Annotated in this window: 14 protein-coding genes; 4 read left to right on the forward strand and 10 right to left on the reverse strand. The window is 48.2% G+C overall.

Annotated elements, in window-relative coordinates; translation table 11 throughout:
- Nucleotides 1-240 precede the first annotated feature (240 nt).
- A complete protein-coding gene (locus tag NIT79A3_RS05735) occupies nucleotides 241-627 on the forward strand; it encodes a hypothetical protein (RefSeq protein WP_013965294.1) in 387 nt (128 codons plus the stop codon).
- A 349-nt stretch (nucleotides 628-976) separates the two neighbouring features.
- Here the strand turns inward: NIT79A3_RS05735 and NIT79A3_RS19035 are convergent, their stop codons facing one another.
- From NIT79A3_RS19035 to NIT79A3_RS05750, 4 genes are all read right to left on the reverse strand, one after another.
- Entirely contained in the window at nucleotides 977-1,150 is a 174-nt protein-coding gene (locus NIT79A3_RS19035; RefSeq protein WP_013965295.1) for a hypothetical protein, read from the reverse strand.
- A 450-nt stretch (nucleotides 1,151-1,600) separates the two neighbouring features.
- Entirely contained in the window at nucleotides 1,601-2,812 is a 1,212-nt protein-coding gene (gene zapE / locus NIT79A3_RS05740; protein WP_013965296.1) for a cell division protein ZapE, read from the reverse strand.
- 6 nt (nucleotides 2,813-2,818) lie between these two features.
- The gene (locus tag NIT79A3_RS05745; protein WP_013965297.1) at nucleotides 2,819-4,195 is read right to left on the reverse strand and encodes an MFS transporter; all 1,377 of its coding nucleotides are present in this window, start codon (nucleotides 4,193-4,195) and stop codon (nucleotides 2,819-2,821) included.
- Complete coding sequence (locus NIT79A3_RS05750; protein WP_013965298.1) at nucleotides 4,192-4,965, reverse strand: exodeoxyribonuclease III; 774 nt, start codon at nucleotides 4,963-4,965, stop codon at nucleotides 4,192-4,194. The genes NIT79A3_RS05745 and NIT79A3_RS05750 overlap by 4 nt, the downstream gene beginning before the upstream one ends.
- Nucleotides 4,966-4,991: 26 nt before the next feature.
- Here NIT79A3_RS05750 and pyrE point away from each other — a divergent pair, with 26 nt between their 5' ends.
- On the forward strand, nucleotides 4,992-5,633 hold the full coding sequence (pyrE, locus tag NIT79A3_RS05755) for an orotate phosphoribosyltransferase (RefSeq protein ID WP_013965299.1): 642 nt from the start codon (nucleotides 4,992-4,994) through the stop codon (nucleotides 5,631-5,633).
- 127 nt (nucleotides 5,634-5,760) lie between these two features.
- On the opposite strand, the gene NIT79A3_RS05760 is transcribed toward pyrE, so the two are convergent.
- The 3 genes from NIT79A3_RS05760 to NIT79A3_RS05770 all read right to left on the reverse strand — a co-directional run bounded on the left by NIT79A3_RS05760 (nucleotide 5,761) and on the right by NIT79A3_RS05770 (nucleotide 9,162).
- Nucleotides 5,761-6,534: a hypothetical protein gene (locus tag NIT79A3_RS05760; RefSeq protein ID WP_013965300.1), complete on the reverse strand. Its 774-nt coding sequence runs from the start codon at nucleotides 6,532-6,534 to the stop codon at nucleotides 5,761-5,763.
- A gap of 343 nt (nucleotides 6,535-6,877) precedes the next feature.
- A complete protein-coding gene (locus NIT79A3_RS05765; protein WP_013965301.1) occupies nucleotides 6,878-7,477 on the reverse strand; it encodes a DUF882 domain-containing protein in 600 nt (199 codons plus the stop codon).
- Between the two features lie 50 nt (nucleotides 7,478-7,527).
- The gene (locus NIT79A3_RS05770; protein WP_013965302.1) at nucleotides 7,528-9,162 is read right to left on the reverse strand and encodes a L,D-transpeptidase family protein; all 1,635 of its coding nucleotides are present in this window, start codon (nucleotides 9,160-9,162) and stop codon (nucleotides 7,528-7,530) included.
- A gap of 237 nt (nucleotides 9,163-9,399) precedes the next feature.
- On the opposite strand from NIT79A3_RS05770, the gene NIT79A3_RS05775 reads away from it, so the two are divergent.
- On the forward strand, nucleotides 9,400-10,704 hold the full coding sequence (locus tag NIT79A3_RS05775; protein ID WP_013965303.1) for a M18 family aminopeptidase: 1,305 nt from the start codon (nucleotides 9,400-9,402) through the stop codon (nucleotides 10,702-10,704).
- 70 nt (nucleotides 10,705-10,774) lie between these two features.
- On the opposite strand, the gene NIT79A3_RS05780 is transcribed toward NIT79A3_RS05775, so the two are convergent.
- A complete protein-coding gene (locus NIT79A3_RS05780; protein ID WP_013965304.1) occupies nucleotides 10,775-11,743 on the reverse strand; it encodes a hypothetical protein in 969 nt (322 codons plus the stop codon).
- A gap of 146 nt (nucleotides 11,744-11,889) precedes the next feature.
- Here NIT79A3_RS05780 and NIT79A3_RS05785 point away from each other — a divergent pair, with 146 nt between their 5' ends.
- Nucleotides 11,890-13,194 (forward strand): IS5 family transposase, encoded by a 1,305-nt coding sequence (locus NIT79A3_RS05785; RefSeq protein WP_013965305.1) that lies wholly within the window; start codon nucleotides 11,890-11,892, stop codon nucleotides 13,192-13,194.
- Nucleotides 13,195-13,500: 306 nt separating this feature from the next.
- Here NIT79A3_RS05785 and NIT79A3_RS05790 read toward each other — a convergent pair whose 3' ends face one another.
- Complete coding sequence (locus NIT79A3_RS05790; RefSeq protein ID WP_041360180.1) at nucleotides 13,501-13,800, reverse strand: hypothetical protein; 300 nt, start codon at nucleotides 13,798-13,800, stop codon at nucleotides 13,501-13,503.
- A gap of 88 nt (nucleotides 13,801-13,888) precedes the next feature.
- Nucleotides 13,889-19,927: a DUF4214 domain-containing protein gene (locus NIT79A3_RS05795; RefSeq protein WP_013965306.1), complete on the reverse strand. Its 6,039-nt coding sequence runs from the start codon at nucleotides 19,925-19,927 to the stop codon at nucleotides 13,889-13,891.
- Between the last annotated feature and the right edge of the window lie 242 nt (nucleotides 19,928-20,169).

The following is a 20,169-nucleotide window of genomic DNA, read 5'->3' on the forward strand; positions in this document are numbered from 1 at the left end:
ATCTACCTGTAATTTTTATACATTTAGATCATCCGGAAAGAAATAAGCATTTTGCTTATTTTTATTTTCTTCAAAGAAGAATAGCATATTGGGTGTGGATTCTTTCTTATAGGAAGCTAAATCTTCAGAGCGATATGGTTTTTTAGATAGAAATCGTAAATGTGTATTGTGTAGGTGAGTGTAGTTCGATGCGCTATTGTTATTCGTTGATTGCATTTTTTTCGATACAAGGAGAATATAATGAAATATCAGCTTCTTACTATTGTAGTAATCACTATTATGTTGGCCGGGTGTAAAGGCGAGGGTAAACCAGGTCAATATCCTCCAAGCCTATATCAAGAACGAGAAGGTGCATTGACTGATGCCGAACTCGAAAAAAATAAGAAACAAGCCGCAGAGACTGCAGCAAAAGTCTATCCAGCCGATGATCCTGTAGTGCCGCATGCTAAATCTGATAAGGAATTGACAACAGAGAAAGTTGAAAAAACTGATTCTTCCGAAGCTCCCAAAGCACCGTATGCAAAATCAGAAGAGGAACTTAAAACAGATGATGATGATGATGATGATGATGATGATGATGATCATCCTACTGAAGATAAAGCAGAACCTCGTCGCGGTGGTTATTAAGAAGAAAGCCCTACAAGAAAGGCTTTAAAGATAACTGCGATTCTGGTAGAAATGCCAGAGTCGCTTTTTTTCAATAGGAATAGAAGAATCGAGATTTAAGCTGCGCAATGTATTTGTCACTGCATCGCTTGCGATAGGATTGACGGGTTATTTGCTTAAATCCTGGTTTTAAAAAAGCGCCCCCGGTATTTCACCAGGGACGCTAGGAGAACAAGCTTTAGCATTTCATTTGCTCATTATAGTTTTTGCTTATGCATAATAAAATGCTTATTCATTTACTTCTTTAGCTTGTTGCTGATGCTTCAGAATCGACTCTCTATGAAATATTAAGAATCAACAGCAGAAACACTTATTTTCCGTTTTTCCCTGCGGCTTCTTGTTTATTTTTTTCGAGCTCGGCATCAGTTAATGCACTGTCTCTTTCTTTATAGAGGCTTGGTGGGTATTGACCTGGTTTACCCTCGCCTTTACACCCGGTCAACATGATGGCTAACAGTACAACTGCAATTAATGAATATTTCATGACAATCTCCTTTGTATTAATATCAAATGATGTTAATGGATATATTCAGCGTTACGTTGAAACTCAATTAGCTACAAGCTACATACCTAGTCTATAGTTTTTTATCTGGAAATAAATTTCAGTTTCACAGACAAAATATACTTTGAGAAGACTAAATACTTGTACAAACTTAATCTTCTATAAAAATAAGATATGATTTCTGAAGTAATTAAGCGATGTAACTAAGAATAAGTAAACTTGCTTATTCTGATTTAAGGATAACATTAAAAATGTTAATAATGTGTGAAATTTGAATGCAGCAGACATACACACAGTGATTGAAATGATGCAATGTTCGAGCGCAAAAGTTTGATGCCGGATTTGTGAGTCGCATTGATAAAAATAAAGTGTGCGGCTGTGTTCCTGTTCTTATTGGTGATTTGTCAGGAATGCGCTGCCTAAAAGGTGCTCTTAAACTGCAATAGTTTTACCATGACCGCTTGCCAGATAGCTTTCCGATTGCATTTCCATCAAACGCGAAATCGTGCGTTCAAATTCAAAACCGACATCGCCCCCGGTATATAGGGATTTCGGCGGCACAGCGGCCGAGCAAAGGAATTTGACGCCATGTTCGTAGAGCGCATCGATGAAATTCACAAAGCGCTTGGCCTCATCGCTATTTTCCGCGTTGAATTGCGGGATCGCGACCATGATGACGGTATGATAGGTTCTGGCGATGGCGAGATAATCTGCTGTCCCCAAGGGATTTGCACACAAGCGTTTAAATGAGAAAACAGCAACTCCCCGCGCGGACTTGGGTACAAACAGTGTGCGTCCCTGCACATTTAATACTTCGCTAGGGACTTTCGCCCGATCTTCAATACGGCGGTCGGTCAGACGGAAAAAAGTCGCTGATAATTGGCCCGTGGTTTCTGCATTTATCGGGAAATAATAAGTTTCTGCGCCTTTCAAACGGTTGTAGCGATAATCTGTTGGGCCTTCAAGCGGAATAATTTCAAGTTTTTCCTTGAGCTGCGCAATGAAAGGCAGAAAGCGCTGGCGGTTCAAACCACTCTTGTAAAGATCATCGGGCGGGCGGTTGGATGTGGCGACCACAATTACGCCTTGGGCGAACAACTCCTTGAACAATCGTGTCAGAACCATGGCGTCGGCAATGTCAGTGACTTGTAATTCGTCAAAACATAACAGCGTCGCTTCACTGGCTATTTGCCGTGCGATGGATGGCATCGGGTCATCGTCATTCGCACGGCTACCGTGCTGTGCGCGTTCCCGTACGGAAAGATCATGCCATTGCTTGAGCCGGGCATGGATGTCAAGCATGAATTCATGGAAATGCACCCGCCGCTTTGATGCAATCGGAGCGACGGAATAAAACAAATCCATCAACATAGACTTGCCGCGACCGACACCGCCATAGAGATAGATGCCTTTGGGGGCAGATTTGTTACTACCCAGCCAACGAAAGATACCGGCAGGAAACCAGCTTTTGAGCGCGAAGCCATCACGTTTATTTCCAATTGCCGGGTACTCGATGAGTTCGTGGTGTAATCGATCTAATACAGCAACTGCTTTGACTTGATCGTCATCCGGTTTTAATTCGCCCGCTTGCATCAGGGCTTGGTATTCAGTTTCCGGGCCTGTTTTTTCTAATTTCTGTTGCATGGTTGGTTATTTAGCAGAAGTTGCAAATTTTGCTTGCCCGGCAAGCCAGACCAGTACCAAAACAGGGAGACCCAACAGCGCCGTGGCGATAAAGAAATTTTCATAACCGTACGCATCGACAAACTGACCGCTGAAACCGGCGATGAATTTAGGCAACAACAACATCACTGAGCTGAATAACGCATATTGAGTGGCCGAATAGGCGGAATTGGTGAGGCCCGATAAGTAAGCAATAAAAGCGCAGGAAGCAATGCCGGCAGACAGATTATCCGCTGAGATGGTAAAAATCAATCCGCTCACATCGTGGCCGCGTCCTGCCAGCCAGACAAACAACAAGTTTGTTGCAGCGGATAGCACCGCACCCAGGAACAATGTGCGCATAATGCCGATTTTCAGGGTCAGCACACCGCCAATCGCCGCACCGGCGATGGTCATGATCACACCATATACTTTTGAAATCGTGGCGACTTCATCTTTGCTGTAGCCCATATCCACATAGAAGGGATTGCTCATCACACCCATCACCACATCGGAAATGCGGTAGATGGCGATCAGTCCTAAGATCAGCAAGGCTTGCCGGCCATGGCGCACGATAAAATCGCGGAAAGGGGCGATTAGTGCACCGTACAACCATATCAACATGGCCCTGAGGCGCGGAGGAAGGTTCCAGTGTGCAATCGCTAGTTGTGCAATTGCTTCGTTTTCTGAAATGAGTTTGCTGTATGGAACGTCCGGTTCACGAATGATCAGTGTCGAGATAATGCCGACGGCCATGCTGGCAGCCATCACCAGATAAGCGAAGCGCCACGGCGCGTGATCGTAGGCATCCGCTGAGAGATCCACCGCCGCAGCGATCCACAGTACACCCGCCGAGGCCAAAATCATCGCGACGCGATACCCGGCTTGATAAGTCGCAGCCATAGCCCCTTGCAGCTCGACTGCAACCGCTTCGATACGGTAGGCATCCAAAGCAATGTCCTGCGTGGCGGAAGCAAAGGCCACGGCAAGCGCGAAGAACACCATTTGGGTCAGATTTACAACCGGGTCGGTGCTGGCCATCCCCACCAATGCCACGGTAATGATAATTTGCGACAGCAACAACCAGGCACGGCGCCGGCCCAGCAGTTGCGTCAACAGCGGCAGCGATAACCGGTCGACCAGCGGCGACCACAGCCATTTAAAACTGTACGCCAAGCCGATCCAACTGAGATGGCCAATCGTGGTGCGATCGATGCCCGCTTCGCGCAACCAGAATGACAGCGTGCCAAGTATCAGCAACAATGGCAGCCCGGCGGAAAATCCCAGTGACAGCATGCCCAGCACGCGCGGATTCGTATAGACATGCAGTGCCTGCAACCAACCGGAAAATCCTGTGGATTTCATAAAATGTGATCGTAGTCGATAATCAACGGCGCATGATCGGAGAAACGTTCCGTTTTAAAAATGGAAACACTGCGCGCTTTTTGTGCAATCACCGGTGTGGCAACCTGATAATCGATCCGCCAACCCACGTTCTTGGTCCAGGCTTGTCCGCGATTCGACCACCAGGTGTATTGATCGGGTTCCGGATTAAGCTGCCGGAATACGTCGACAAAACCAACGTCATCCAGAACATTCGACAACCACATACGTTCTTCAGGCAGGAATCCGGAATTTTTCTGATTGGAACGCCAGTTTTTCAGATCAATTTCCTTATGTGCGATATTCCAGTCGCCGCACAAAATAATTTCTCGGCCACTGGCCATCAATGTTTTCAGTACCGGAAAGAATTTTTCCATAAAAAAGAATTTCGCAATCTGCCGGTGTTCGCCGCTGGATCCGGATGGCAGGTAGAGTGAAATGATACTCAAATTGCCAAAATCCGCCTGAATAAAACGGCCTTCGGCATCAATCTCCGGGATGCCGATGCCTTCAATGACGTTATCCGGTTGCTTGCGGCAATAAATACCGACACCGCTGTAGCCTTTTTGCGTCGCGCAATGAAAGTAACCGTGATAACTGTCGGGTGACAGCATGTCGCCGGAAAGATCGGGCAATTGCGCTTTTAATTCCTGCACACACACAATATCCGCCGATTGTACGGCCAGCCATTCAAAAAAGCCTTTTTTTGCGGCTGCGCGAACGCCGTTCAGGTTAAGCGTTATAATTTGCATATCTTTATTTTTGGATTGATCAAGTTATGTCCGATTTCCGGCAGGCATTTATTCAGTTCGCCATTGAGCGCAATGTGTTGTGCTTTGGTGAATTTAAAACCAAAGCAGGGCGCATGTCCCCTTATTTTTTCAATGCCGGTTTGTTTAACGATGGCGATTCACTGCGTAAGCTCGGGCAATTTTACGCCAAAGCGATTGTCGCTGCCCAGCTTCCGTTTGATATGCTGTTCGGTCCCGCGTACAAGGGGATTCCGCTGGTCAGCACGATTGCTATCGCGCTGGCAGAAATGGGACACAACTATCCATTCTGCTTTAATCGCAAGGAAGTGAAAGATCATGGAGAAGGCGGTGTGCTGGTCGGATCTCCGCTGAAAGGACGAGTGTTGATAGTCGATGACGTGATTTCTGCGGGCACTTCAGTGCGCGAATCGGTCGATCTGATTAAAAGCTCGGATGCTGCGCCAAGCGGTGTTGTGATTGCGCTTGATCGGATGGAACGGGGGATTGGAGAGCTCTCTGCGGTGCAGGAAGTGCAGCAAACGCACGGCCTCTCGGTGACTTCGATTATTAATCTGGACGATTTGATTGAGTACCTACACGATCACACGGAATTGACGCATTATTTAGATGCAGTGCAAAGCTATCGCGCACAATATGGTATTGACTGAAAAGAATTTTCTATAATTATTTGACTTTATTGTATTATATTTCAATATTGGATTTGTTGATTTACTCGAATGGAGCAAATGCTTCCGAAACAGGATTAATTTGCTCCAGCGGGGAATATTCTTACTTTTAACTGCCGCAGTTGCCACCTTTTTTGCCATTAATACTTACTTTTTCTTTCTGGAAAACTAATGCATTGCTCTCATTTGTGGCGCCAACTTGGTGTACATCTAGATGGGCTTCAGCTTCACTGTTGGTACACTTTCCGCGAGTCGTTGACTTAAAGCTTATTTTGACTGGAGCGTACGCTGCTGGATTAAACACGACATCAATTAGGTCAGGCAAGCTGGTGCCTGGCGCAGAAATGGAGAAAGTTGTTGAAAGGTCGACCGATCCGGTGGCAGGTTTTGCTCCATTGATCACGTCTTGAACTTTAGTACCGAAAATTGTGGGAGTATTGAGAAAATCAAAATTATTGTTAACAAGATCCTGAATGGATTGCGCAAATCCTAATGCTTTGGTAGTAATCAGTGTAACCGAAACCTGAGCTTTGCCATTGGGGAGTGCGCATTCCAACACAACGCCATGAACTTTGGTGCCGATAGAGTGCCCCGTTTGGGCTTGGATATATTTATCGGCTAGTCCGGCGTAGTCAACCAAAGCAAAGTTAATTCCATCGCCACCAGCCCAGCCAGAATAATCTTTTACAGGCGGGAAAAATTGGGGGGGATCGTTCAAGGTTCCTTGCGCGTTTAGGAAATCAGAAAGGGGACGTTTGGTCACATTGATGCAGTTATCGTCAATGAGTGAATCAGCTTTGCCGGATAATGGAAATAGAATTGCCAGTGATGCTGTAAAAACAAGCATAAGTTTCGATTGTTGAATCGCTAGTGGCTTATTCATGTTTCTTGCTCCTGAATAGTTGTCGTTTACTGCTTTTTTCCACCCAGACCATTGTTAATACTGATCTTAATAATCTTAGGTTGATGCTTTTTTATTCTATTGGTATGGGTTTGGGTTTGGGAATTAAAGCATACTATAAATCGAAGAACACAAGCAAAGCAAACGCAGAGAATGCCAGTGAGCATGCTGTTAGAACGTTAATCGAGTAGGTTTGATTCGATCTGTTTGCATAAAACACAGATTCGAGCGAGAAGATCAATAATACTAACTTTATCAAATTGCTTTGCTCGCATGCATTACGCAATAAAGCCAGCAGTTGATTGATTAGAGTAATGCAATAAACTTAACCGCCCCAAAAGCGCACGCGCCCGGTATCCAAATGAATAAAATTGGACGAGGGATAATAACCGACACCACCCATTTGTAATGACAACGCAGCAGCGCGCAGATCGGATAATTTACGTCCTGGCAAGCGAATGTCGATGGCCTTTCCATGCGTATGCATGCTGTTTTTAGCAACGCCACCGCTTTGTTCCGCCAACTTGGCATTGGTGGCAGGGGAGCGGTACGCGGAAACGACATGGAATTCCTGATTGGTTCTCAATCTGTATTGCAACTGATGCAGAATATCGAATAGATCAGGATCTATCGCAAAGCGATCACCGGTACGATGGTCGCGCAGCACATGATTGATAGCGCGCATTCCTTCAGGAATATAGCGGCCATTGGCCCAGAAGGTCGCACGCGTGCGTTCGCCGGTGTGTAAGTTAAGAAAACTCAGTTTTTTCTCGAATGGTCTCTTGATTGCTGCATGGACAGACGTTGCAGCCATTGGAAGGGTCAGTAAAGTGCATGCGCCTAATCCGGCTTTTAAAAAGCGGCGGCGGCTTGGTTCTGGTTCTGTTTCGGATACGTGGGTTTGATTTAGAAGGTTTCGTATCATCGGCTATTTTCTCCTTGAAAATGTTGCGAATGTGTGCGAATAATTAATTATTACCAGCGAGCATACCGCAAAGCGCGCATATCCCGGTCATAAATATCAGGGGAAAAGCGCAGCTTTTCTTGCTCATCAATCCAGGCCGTAATATACACTAAGTAAATGGGCAGTGGTTTGGGTAAATACACGGTGGTGGTTTGGCTGCTTTCCAGGTCAGCAAGGAATTTCTCCGGTAGCTCTTGTTTCCCCAGTGCAAATGCCGCAAATTCCAGCGGTTTTTCCAGCCGGATGCACCCGGAACTGAATGTGCGAATATCCCTCTGGAAAAGTGATTTGGAGGGCGTGTCGTGCAGATAAATATCAAATGAATTGGAAAACATGAATTTAATTCTGCCTAATGCATTGTTTTTTCCTGGATCTTGGCGCAAAACATAGGGAAATCTGTGTTTGATTGCTTGCCAATCGATCGTGTCCGGATCGATGGCTTCACCATTCCGGTTGTGATTCGGAAAGACTTTGATATTTAATGAGGCGAAATGACTCAGGTCACTCTGTTGTTTCGGTAGTAAGTCTTTGCGCGCAATACTGTCAGGAACATTCCAGTACGGATTCAGAATCATATGCGAGAGCCTGCCATTAAAGGTAGGCGTTGAGCGGTAATCGCGCCCGACGATAATGCGCATATCGAGAACCTGTTTATCTTTCTCGACGACTGAAAGCCGGAACCCGGCCGTGTTGACCAGCACGTAGCGTTCCCCCAGATTTCTCGGAAGCCAGCGCAAGCGCTCCATATTGATACGCAGTTGGCGGATTTTTCTGTCAAGCGGGACATTGAGGGCGCGGATGGTGTTTTTGCCGATAACACCGTCGGTATTCAACCCATGTTGCGCTTGAAATGCTTGAATGGCCGTAACCAGCTCGTCATCGTAGTGCTCGCTTGCAGTGGGAGCAATGTGATAGTCGTCGATTCCATCGGCGGCATACGCTTGCGCGATGCGTTGGCGGATCAATGGGATGTTTGTGTGCGTGTCTCCCGGCCGGATCGACGGTGCGCTAGGAATATGCACCCACTCGATATGGCTGTTGGCAAGTGCCTGGTAGCGCGCCAGTGTTTGCTTGAGCAACTGATAGCTCGGTTGCTTTGGGGGCAAATCATTAAGTGATTGTTGCAGACGGTTGGTTCTGATTGCTTCGCGCAAGAAGGCTACCGCATCGAAGCCGGCTTGTGGAATATGCCAATCCTCGTCAGCTTTGGCCGCTGTGAACCGCCCGCGCGATAAATCGCGTGCCAATATCAACAGTGCATGCGTCGTGCGTATTTCCAGCTCAATTGCTGCGGGCAAAGATTGACCGATTTGCTGCAGCAGTTGCTGCAACTGCTGCAATTGATAATCGTGGCTATCCAGTCCCTCGGATTCCGCATTGGCGATGAAATTTAATGCTATTTCGAGTAGAGTTAATTCCGGTTCCGATGTTATCCACACCGGCTGATGATTCCGGGCGGCATAAAATCGCTGCAAATCCGCAATTTCGGTTTTGCTCAAGCCAAACAAAGCGGGTTTTGAGAGTTGTTTTTCTATTTGTTTGGCTTCAATGGCCAGCGCATGAGAAATCGGAGAATTTAATAGTAAAAGAGCGCAACAAAAGAATTGTAAAATTAGTGAGAGGGGTTTAAGTGGGTAGCACGGCAAACTGTGGTTCCTTTCGATGCGGCAATGTTTTTATCAGGGAGTTTCCGGATTTTACCATCAATGCCTGCTTTCACATATTTGGCTGAAAGGTAAAATCACCGCGCATTTCTCGATTTTTTAATCAAATAACGCTTATTGAACACGCAGCAGGGCGTTTGACTAAATATCCGGCATTACGTATATTTTGTGCGGGGAGAACAGAGATTCTCATATAAGCAATTGAATTAGAATATAAATATGACAGCTAAACAGCACGTAAAACAGTTATTGGACTTTATCGACAAAAGCCCAAGTCCTTGGCATGCGGTCGCGTCGATTGAAGCGGCAATTGAAGCATTTCAGTTTGTCCGGCTCAATGAGACGGCCAAGTGGCAATTGCAAGCGGGCGGGCGGTATTATGTGGTGCGCGATGATTCGTCGATCGTGCTGTTCGTGCTGGGACACAAAGCACCCGCCGAATCAGGGTTCAAGATTGTTGGCGCGCACACGGATTCACCGGGATTCCGCATCAGGCCGAATGCCGCAACTGTGAGCGACGGCATCGCCCGGCTCGGGGTTGAGATTTACGGCGGGCCGATACTCGCGACCTTTGCCGATCGTGATCTGAGTCTGGCCGGACGGATCAGCTATAGCGATGAAAAGGGAAATCTTGCCTACAAATTGGTGCGCTTCGACCGGCCACTGCTGCGCTTGCCGAATCTGGCGATTCACATGAATCGGAGCGTCAATGAAGACGGCTTGAAGCTGCACAAACAAAACGAATTGCTGCTGCTGTTCGCGCAATTGACCGGAGACCAGTTGCCACAACCTTATTTTATGGCGTTGCTGGAACAGGTGGCAGGCATCGGCGCCACGCAAATTTTGTCATGGGATTTGGCGGTTTACGACACGCAAAAAGGCACGTTCTGGGGCGCGAATCAGGAATTTTACGCGGATAGTCAGATCGACAACCTGGCTTCCTGCCACGCCGGGCTGCAAGCCTTGCTCGACGATACCATCCTGAACAATGCGGGAAGCACACTGGTGTGCGCGTTTTTCGATCACGAAGAAATCGGCAGCGAAAGCCATATCGGCGCTGGAGGCAGCTTTTTATCCGATGTCTTGCAACGCATCAGCATCGCCACATCGCTGGAGCGCGAAGACACGGCGCGCGCGTTGGCGCAGAGTTTCTTGATCAGCGCGGACATGGCGCATGCCTATCACCCCAATTTCCCTTCGTCCTATGACGCAGATCACAAAGTTTTCGTCAACAAAGGCCCGGTGATCAAATCCAACGCCAACCGCCGCTACAGCTCCGAAAGCGTCTCCACCGCGCGCTTTATCCAGTGGTGCGAAGAAGCCGGTGTTCCCCATCAACGCTACTCGCACCGCAGTGACTTGCCGTGCGGCAGCACGATCGGCCCGATCGCCTCGGCGAAGCTCGGCATCCGCAGTATCGATGTCGGCTGCCCGATGTGGGCGATGCACAGCATCCGCGAAAGCGCCGGTGTGCAGGATCATGACTATATGATTAAGGTGCTGAAGCGGTTTTTTAGCGATTAGGCGCGGCAACCAGTTTAGGGACGAAGTGCTTGCCGTTTGTATTAACTGATGATTTTAATAAAACTGTGCGCTAAACGAATTGCATTAATTGTGATTCCTGATAGATTTTGATTTTTTCTATAGCTTTATCAGTTCTTTTTTTAATAGATATAGCGAATTCTTCCATAGAATTGCAGTGAACAATTTCAGGATTAAAAGATTCTATTGGGTTATAAATGACACCAAACTTTCCAGAATCTAAAAAAACGGAGAAAATCCCAACTCCCGGAACTAAGTACGCTCCTATATGCCGGTTGTCAGATCCTTCTGCTGCTCCGCCGAAATAAACTGGTGAGCTTGGTTCTTTTTTTATTGGAATCGGTTTTCCGAAAAATTCCACACTTTCCATGTAGCGAAATTCATCGTTCTCGGATGTAAGGGTTGTACAAACCCCATCAACAGTTGGAATTTCAAGATCTCTTATAACTTGATCTATCGCATGGATAGAATTAACCAAATTTTGTTGAAAATCAGGGTTACTTTCTTTTCCTAATCTTCTTAATGTGAAATTAGGAGATGGATGCTTAAGTTCTTTTAGAAGTGAATAACTCTGAAATTTTGTAAAGGCATCTTTATCACCGATATATACAACATTTTTTCCTCTTTCTATATGGCCTTCGGAAATTTTCACTATTTCTTTTTCAAAATTTTCGGGATTATTGTCACTGCTGCATATAAACCCGATAATGAAGTCTGTTTGATATTGACTTCTGCAATGTCGATCAAAAAAGTAATCAATTGTTTGATCCTTGTTGATTAAATTTATTTTTTTATCATAAATCTTTTCAATCGCATCTTTAGCAAATGAAATTTCGTTTGCAAATGCTACAAATAGTCCTGGAAAAAGTATGATTACTTTCAAGCCTCCAAAATATTGCTCTGCTTGAGTGATTACGTTTCTTCTAGAGGATAATGGTTTTTTTTCTTGGGGAATCGTAAACTTTGTATCAGCAACAACAAAAATTTCGTTATTGATTAATCTGGCAACGACTAATGTCAAGATACGATCTCCATGTAAATAGCTAGTCAGCCCTGAAATATCTATAAGCTCCTGATATTAGTTATAAATGCACTGATTCTTAATGCTCATAACGACCGGAAATGTTAAAATATCCAAGTGTTTTCTGGTCGAAATGGTGATTAAAAATGCTAAGACATAGCAGTACGATTCATCAACCGAATTTGTTTGGAACAGATTTGTTGATGCAACTTGATCCCAATGATTTGTTGCTGAAGCTTGCATCAGCGATACCCTGGCAAGAATTTGAGGAATCATTTTCCATCCATTACACGACGGCGGCAGGTGCGCCGAGTAAGCCGATCCGGCTGATGGTTGGGTTATTGATACTGAAGCAGTTAGAGAATCTGAGTGACGAATCGATAGTATTGCAGTGGAAGCGCAATCCTTATTACCAGGCCTTTTGCGGCATGAAAGAATTCCAGCAAAAGCTGCCTTGCCATAGTACGGAGCTAGTACATTTTCGCAAGCGCCTAGGCGCGCAAGGTGTAGAGCGGATTTTCCGGATGAGTGTTGGTTTGCATGGGGAATCAGCGCTGGAAGATGTGGTTCATGTTGACACGACTGTGCATGAGAAGAACATCACGTACCCGACAGATAGCAAACTAGCGATCAAGATTATCAATCGCCTCAACAAGATTGGCCCCGCCCACGGTATTTCACAGCGGCGCACTTTCGTCAAAGAAGTGAAGTCACTGCGCCTGGATATTCGGCACTACCGGCACGTGAAGAAAAGAGCCAAGGCCAAACGCGCATTAAAGCGGCTCAGAACCATTGCAGGTGTCTTGATACGGGAGCTCAGGAGAGAATTACCGCAGTACTGTCTGTTTGAATGCTATCAACGGGACTTTCTGTTGTATGAGCGCGTATTACGGCAACAGCAAAACGATAAGAACAAGATCTACTCATTGCATGAACCGCAAGTGTACTGTGTCGCCAAGGGGAAAGACCACAAACAATATGAGTACGCTAGCCAAGCATCGGTCGCCAGTACCGCAAAAGGTAATCTGATCGTCGGCGTAATCAGTCACGAACAGAATCTGCATGACAGCAATACGTTACCAGAGATCTTGCGTCATGTTGAGATTTCGCGCGGGAAAGCAGCTAAGCAAGCCGTATGCGATCGCGGCTACCGCGGCAAACGTGAAGTCAATGGAACCCAGATCATTTTGCCCGGAAAAGGACTCAAGAAAGATACCCGATACCAGAAAGACAAGAAGCGAAAACAGTGCAGGAGGCGTGCCGCGATTGAACCCATTATCGGCCACCTGAAATCGGATTATCGAATGGCGAGGAACTATCTGAAAGGCGCTATTGGCGATCGCATCAACCTGCTGATGGCTGCTGCCGCCTGGAATCTGAAACAATGGCTGCTGGCCATTTTTTGGCTCTTTTTCCCATGGCGAAAACTGCAAATTTATCGGATTCCTTGATGGAAATTTAAACTACCAGGGCATGCATTTTAGTAGGCACCAGTTTTCTCGGGTAGCTTTTCCAGAACAACTGTCGTTTGATACTTTTTCAGGGTCGACTAGCTACATATTATTTCCGTGAATATATCACTAAATTTGATACTTACACAGCTTTAAAAACTTCTCTGCTACATCATCCTAAAACGACTTTCAAGCACTAGCTTCTGCCTATAAAAATCTGCCTTGACTTCAAGCAAATCAATTTCATTATTACGCCTTTCCAGTTCTTCGTTGCGCGAGGCGCGCGCGAAGATCTCGGTTCCCGTGTTATGGCTGCTGGGCAAGACGCAGTCTGGCAAAGCTTCGACCATCCGAGCGTTGACTGGCAACCGCGACCGCACGCTTGCCGATGCGCCAGATTTGAATTACGCGATGGCCGCCGAAATTCTCTTCCTGATTGAAACGCTGGAGAAGCCCCGCTAACGTCCGCACTTCGCGGTAGGATTGTGCCCAATTAATGGGCCTGAGATTGATTGGAATATTTTTTTCGTTATTGTTGTCTGATCCTGTCAAATCGCCGACAGCCTTACCCGGTGAAGTCGATTCTGAATAACCAGCATTTGTCATTCCGAACGCAGTGAGGAATCTTGTCGTATTTACGCTATAGATTTCTCGCGTTGCTCGAAATGACAATTTTTTAGAGATTCCCTGGAAACTATACCCACCCGTCCTGCAATAGGACACTGCCAATCAGATGGGTGACAGCTTCGGAACTTTGTGCAATCTCAACTGGCAGCCAATTGCGATCGACTTGGTTGCTTTCCAGCCGAGATAATTGCAGATTGAGTTCATCGCCGGTTGCAGATCGCCCCAATGTCTGGGTATAAATCGTTTGCACATAGTCGGTATCGGATAGATCTTGCAAACCGGCATGCTGCTGGAACCAATCCAGAATTGCATCCGGATCGTAAGGCTGTTGCAGTGTTTCGCGTCCGAGTTGCCATTCCGCTGCGGTGGCATCGCGGTTAAAGAAGCTGTGCACCAGGCGTGCCAGAATACCTTCAGTTTGATTATGCGCAATCACGACGGTTTCATTGTTGTCGAATGTAATCATTTCGGCACTCTTAATGCTGAACATGGCGCCATCACTGAGTTGTGTCAATTCCAGACGATTATCGACAAACTCCAGATGCACGTCGTCACGATGACCCAGCATGCGCAATACATCAAAACCTGCGCCGCCATCGGCATTGATGGCCAGTCCTAGCGGCAAATAACCCTGATTATCTTCATCACCGCCGGTAAAGTCACGGATTGTATCGACCCGGATAATGTTTGGATTGGTTTCCAGTCCGGCCAGTAATTCGTCGCTGGTTTTATCTCGGAATGCCGCTGCTTCAGGCAAGCTGTGGAAGGCCGCTAAAATATCGTCCGTCGTTGCACCCACCCAATTTTGTACCGCGCTGCCTTCTGCGGCCGTCAAATCTCGCTCCAGCCAGGTTTTAGCCAGATGATGGGCAACCGCTTCAACCTCGGAGTATGCAATCGCCAGACTGGGGCCGCTGGCAAAACGGACTAGCTCAACATCGGTCAGTGTATCGATTTCGCCATTACTATGCGTTAGCGTGATCGCGTTGCCATGCACTGCAACCCGGTAATCGGATAATTGTCCTGCTTGAACTGCGCTATCAAAACCCAAACCGCCGTTGAGACGATCATTGCCGGTTCCACCGTTTAATAGGTCATTTCCGGTACCGCCATAAACGGTATCATTACCCGCATCGCCGGAAGTTTGATCGTTGCCGCCCAGACTGCCGATTGTGTCATTACCGCCGCCGCCGAACAATATGTCGTCATCCGCACCCAGAACAATGAACTGGTTGTGATTATCGCCAACGACAAAATTCTCGCCGTTACCGCCTATTACGCGCACGGCACCGATAATCGATGCAAACGCGACATTATCCAGTTGGATGATGGTGCCGGATGGGAGATTGCTGGTATCAATGATGAGGATTTGTTTGCTACTGCCGGCAAGATTCGATCCAGTAATGACAATGGGCACATCCGGCACGCGATTATTACTGACTGCCGGGGTGACAACTTGCACGATAACTTGTTCATCCGCAGCCAATGCGGATAGAAAATCCTCGGCATGCTGGATGGCTTCCTGACTCAAGTCACTATTTACGCCAGTTTTTTGCTCGATGCGTTGAATCAGATCATCTTTGGCATCTGCCAGATTCAATTCCTTCGCCTGGCCAGCAATACTCAAACCGACTCCGGCCGGCAAGCTGGCTGTCAACAGGGCATCGCCCGTAGCATTGGTGATAATAGGAATATCCGCATAATCATTGAATAACGAAGCGGGATCATCCTGCCGTTCTGCAGTGACGGCCGGGATAGTTGTTACCACAGTGCCATCCGGTTGAATGGTGGTTTGGGTAACCGTGCCGTCTATGATCGTGGTCGTTGTGCTCGTGCTGCCTCCGCCAGTGCCGCCGCCACCGGATGAAGAAACCGAGATGGTTGCAGTAATATCGTTACTGGTCAGATCCGCAACAGTAACCGCCGTATCGGCACCTGCCGCCCAATCTTCCGCTGCGGCCAGATTGTAGGTTGTCGCATCGGTAGAAGCTGTGCCATCTTTGTTCAGCAGCAGATTCACAGCGGTTTTGTCCGTGCTGCTCAAAGTGATTGTGAATGCAGTGCCGGAAGTGATTTCGACATCGGCGGAGTCGGTCAGCGTATAAGTAGCGCCGCCTTCACCGGTGAAAGTGAACTTGGAGGCATCGATGTCGTTGGCGGCACCACTTGCCTTCAGGAAACCGCTGCCGGTCACAACCAGCGCACCGGTGCTGGCAGTATAAGTGGCGGATGTGATGGCGGGTACGGCAACATTGGAAGTGGTGATGCCGTTACCGGTGGCATCGACTACGTTGACCGCCGCATTAGCGCCTGCGGCCCAATCTTCTGCAGCGGCCAGATTGTAGGTGGTTGCATCGGTGGAAGCAGTGCCATTTTTATTGACGATCTGATTGACTGCTGCCTTGTCGGTGCTGCTCAATGTTACTGTAAATGCTGTGCCGGAAGCGATCTCGACATCGGCGGAATCGGTCAGTGTATAAGTCGCGCCGCCTTCGCCGGTGAATGTGAACTTGGATGCATCGATATCATTGGCCGCGCCGCTGCTTTTCAGCAAGCCGGTACCGGTGACAACCAGCGCGCCGGTGCTGGCGTTATAGGTGGCCGAAGTAATGGCGGGTGCGGCTACGTTGGATGCGGTGATGCCATTTCCGCTGGCATCCAAGGTATCGCCGGTGGTGACATTGGTATCCCAGTCATCTGCCGCAGCCAGGTTGTAAGTAGTCCCGCCGGTTGAAATTGCGCCGTTCTTGTTGACGATCTGGTTGATGGCCGCTTTGTCGGTGGCGCTGAGTGTGACAGTGAAAGCCGTGCCGGAGGTGATTTCGACATCGGCGGAATCGGTCAGCGTGTAGGTCGCGCTGCCTTCGCCGGTGAAAGTTAATTTGGAGGCATCGATGTCGAAACCGCCGCCATTGGCTTGCAGATTTGTGCCGGTAACGACCAGGGAACCGGATGAGGCATCATAGGTAGCCGAAGTAATCCGCGGATTGATTGAAACCGTGACTGCATTGGTTGCATCGCTGATATCGGGTGTCGCATTGGCACCCGCCAGCCAGTTGTCTGCGGCGGCCAGATTGTAGGTAGAACCGCCGGAAGAAGTCGTGCCGGTTTGGTCCAGCAAGGCATCGACACTGGTTTTGTCTGCGCCGGATAGCGTTACGCTGAAAGAAGTCGCCGAAGTGATTTCCACATCCGAGGCACTGGTAATGGTGTAGGTCGCGCTTGCAGTACCGCCGGTCAAGGTCAGCGTTGAAATATCAATGTCGTTACTTGCTCCGGCCTTGTTGAAGAGATTGGTGCCAGTGACAACCAATATTCCGGAGTCGGAGTCGTATGTGGCTGAAGTAATGGCGGGCGTCTGCACATTGCTCACCGTGATTCCGTTGCCTGTCAGGTCGGCGATGGTGATCGAAGATGCGCTGCCAGCCATCCAGTCTTCAGCCGCCGCGACATTGTAGGTCGTTGCACTGGAAGAAGCCGTGCCATCCTTATTCAGCAATCCATGAACCACCAACTGGTCAGCAGCATTCAGCGTGACGCTGAAGGAAGTTGCCGAAGTCACTTCCACAGTCGGCGAAGTCAACGCATAGCTTCCGCCCTCACCCGTTAATGTAAGCAGTGAAACTGCTACATCATTAGTCGCACCGCTGTTAGAAACCAAATTGGTTCCGGTGACCGTCAGCACGTTGGTGCTGGTGTCAAAAGTAGCGGAAGTAATGGCGGGTGCCGCATAGTTACTGACCGTAATACCGTTGCCGGTCAGATCGGCCACAGTCACTGCGGCATCGGCTCCGGCAGCCCAATCTTCGGCTCCGGCCAGGTTATACGTCGTGCTGCTGACCGCTGATGTGCCGTTTTTATTGAGTAATGTCTCAACATTGATCAAGTCAGCGCCGGTTAGTGTCACCGAGAAAGCAGTTCCCGACGTGATTTCTATATTCGTAGCAGTGGTGAGCGTGTAGGTTGCGCCACCTTCTCCAGTGATGGTCAGCTTGGAAAGGTCGATGTCATTGCTGGCGCCGCTTTTCTGCAAAAAACCGGTTCCGGTAACGGTTAATACGTTGCTGCTGTAGTCATATGTGGCGGACGTCATGGCCGGCGCGGCAACGTTGGAAGTGGTAATGCCGTTGCCGGTGAGATCGGCCACAGTAACCGCCGCACTCGCACCGGAGGCCCAATCTTCCGCCGCAGCCAGGTTGTAAGTGGTACCGCTGGTTGAGGAAGTGCCGTTCTTGTTGATCATCTGATTGACGGCAGCTTTGTCGGTACTGCTCAATGTAACAGTGAACGCTGTGCCGGAAGTAATCTCGACATCGGCGGAATCGGTCAGCGTATAGGTTGTGCTGCCTTCACCGGTGAACGTGAATTTGGAGACATCAATATCATTCGCCGCACCGCTGCTTTTCAAGAAACCGGTACCGGTTATAACCAGTGTGCCGGTGCTGGCGTCATAAGTAGCCGATGTGATGGCCGGTGTAGCCACATTGGATGCTGTTATGCCGTTGCCCGTCGCATCGGCCACATTGACGGATGCATCGGCACCGGCCGCCCAATCTTCCGCAGCCGCCAAATTGTAAGTTGTTGCGCCGGTAGAATTGGTGCCATTCTTGTTGATAATTTGATTCACGGCAGCTTTGTCGGTGCTGCTCAGAGTCACGGTAAATGCGGTTCCGGACGTGATTTCAACATCAGCGGAATCGGTCAGTGTGTAGGTGGCACTGCCTTCGCCGGTGAACGTGAATTTGGAGGCATCAATATCATTGGTTGCACCGCTCAGATTAAAGAAGCCAGTACCGGTGACTACCAATGCACCGGTACTGGCATCGTACGTGGCGGACGTGATCGCGGGCGCGGCCACGTTATTGACGGTAATGCCGTTGCCGGTTGCATCCGAGATATCGGTATTGCCAATTACCGTATTCCAGTCATCGGTAGCCGCCAGGTTATAGGTTGTCGCGCTGGTTGAACTGGTGCCATTTTTGTTGATAATTTGATTGACGGCGGCCTTGTCGGTACTGCTCAGTGTCACGGTAAATGCAGTTCCGGAAGTAATTTCAACATCGCTGGAGTCGGTCAGCGTATAGGTCGTGCCGCCTTCACCGGTGAACGTGAGTTTTGAGGCGTCGATGTCGTTGGTGGCACCGCTGGCTTTTACTAAATTTGAGCCGGTGACAGTTAAACTGCCGGTACTGGCGTCGTAAGTGGCTGAAGTGATGGCGGGCGTTTGTACATTACTGACGGTTATTGCGTTACCGGTAGCATCCGCATTACCAGTTTGCGCAGGATTCCAGTCAGCCGCTGCCGCGATATTGTAGGTGGTGGCGCCTACCGAAGTAGTGCCGTTTTTGTTTAGCAGTCCTTCCACGTTAATCTGATCGGTGGCACTCAAAGCAACGGTAAACTGAGTGGCCGAGTCGATTTCAACGTTTGACGAAGTGAGCGTATACGTTGCGCCGCCTTGTCCGGTCAATGTCAGTTTTGACACATCGATGTCGTTCAAAGCACCGGAAGTTGCGGTCAGATTGGTACCAGTCACAACTAGCGAATTGGTGCTGGCGTCGTAAGTGGCTGAGGTGATGGTGGGAGGGACAACCGCTGCTGAAATATCAATATCATCAACGGTTAGTTCTACCAGACTACCAAAAACAAAACGTATTTCGTCAACATTGTTAAATGCAGAGTTGAACGACAGCAATCCGCTATATTCTGTTGCTGCATTGTTTTGCTGCGTATAAGTGATATTTCCAGCCGCATCGCTGCTGGTTAAATTGACCGATTCCGCCGCAACGATCAAAGCGCCATCCCGGTAACCGGCAATGGTCAAAGAACTTGAGGCGCCATTCGGGCCATTGTCAATCTTGAATGAATTGAGCTGAAAATCGGAGCCATCGGAAGATTTGAAATAGAAATTGGTTACATTGGCACCGTTATAATTGAGAATAATCGATCGTCCGCCGGATTGATTCAGAAGCACGGGAAGATCCGCAGCGCTGGCATTTGCGAAATCGATTGCGCTGCTGGCACCGAATGTCCATCCGCTATAGGTGGCCGAAGTAACGCCATCGTTAGTGACTAGCGAACCGCTGTCGAAATTGGTAGTCGTCATTGCGTTACTCCTTTAAGTGCTTTAGAACTGCAGATTAACCGTTGTTGTCAATACATCACTTAAGGAGTCTCCGGATAACCCATCTTTGACATTCCGAACGGAGTGAGGAATCTTCACGAATCAACAGGATAGATTTATCGCTATGCTCGAAATGACAGTTATTCAGAGGTTCCTTAAGAGTCACTGGTGTTTAGGTGGTCATTTTGATACCGGTGCGATTGGATTTCATCAAATGTTTCTGC

It is taken from the genome of Nitrosomonas sp. Is79A3 (genome assembly GCF_000219585.1).
Classification (GTDB): domain Bacteria; phylum Pseudomonadota; class Gammaproteobacteria; order Burkholderiales; family Nitrosomonadaceae; genus Nitrosomonas.

Coding starts and splice junctions, on each gene's coding strand:
- NIT79A3_RS05735 (WP_013965294.1), top strand. CDS start 241: ATGAAATATCAGCTTCTTACTATTGTAGTAATCACTATTATGTTGGCC.
- NIT79A3_RS19035 (WP_013965295.1), bottom strand. CDS start 1,150: ATGAAATATTCATTAATTGCAGTTGTACTGTTAGCCATCATGTTGACC.
- zapE (WP_013965296.1), bottom strand. CDS start 2,812: ATGCAACAGAAATTAGAAAAAACAGGCCCGGAAACTGAATACCAAGCC.
- NIT79A3_RS05745 (WP_013965297.1), bottom strand. CDS start 4,195: ATGAAATCCACAGGATTTTCCGGTTGGTTGCAGGCACTGCATGTCTAT.
- NIT79A3_RS05750 (WP_013965298.1), bottom strand. CDS start 4,965: ATGCAAATTATAACGCTTAACCTGAACGGCGTTCGCGCAGCCGCAAAA.
- pyrE (WP_013965299.1), top strand. CDS start 4,992: ATGTCCGATTTCCGGCAGGCATTTATTCAGTTCGCCATTGAGCGCAAT.
- NIT79A3_RS05760 (WP_013965300.1), bottom strand. CDS start 6,534: ATGAATAAGCCACTAGCGATTCAACAATCGAAACTTATGCTTGTTTTT.
- NIT79A3_RS05765 (WP_013965301.1), bottom strand. CDS start 7,477: ATGATACGAAACCTTCTAAATCAAACCCACGTATCCGAAACAGAACCA.
- NIT79A3_RS05775 (WP_013965303.1), top strand. CDS start 9,400: ATGACAGCTAAACAGCACGTAAAACAGTTATTGGACTTTATCGACAAA.
- NIT79A3_RS05785 (WP_013965305.1), top strand. CDS start 11,890: ATGCTAAGACATAGCAGTACGATTCATCAACCGAATTTGTTTGGAACA.
- NIT79A3_RS05790 (WP_041360180.1), bottom strand. CDS start 13,800: ATGACAAATGCTGGTTATTCAGAATCGACTTCACCGGGTAAGGCTGTC.
- NIT79A3_RS05795 (WP_013965306.1), bottom strand. CDS start 19,927: ATGACGACTACCAATTTCGACAGCGGTTCGCTAGTCACTAACGATGGC.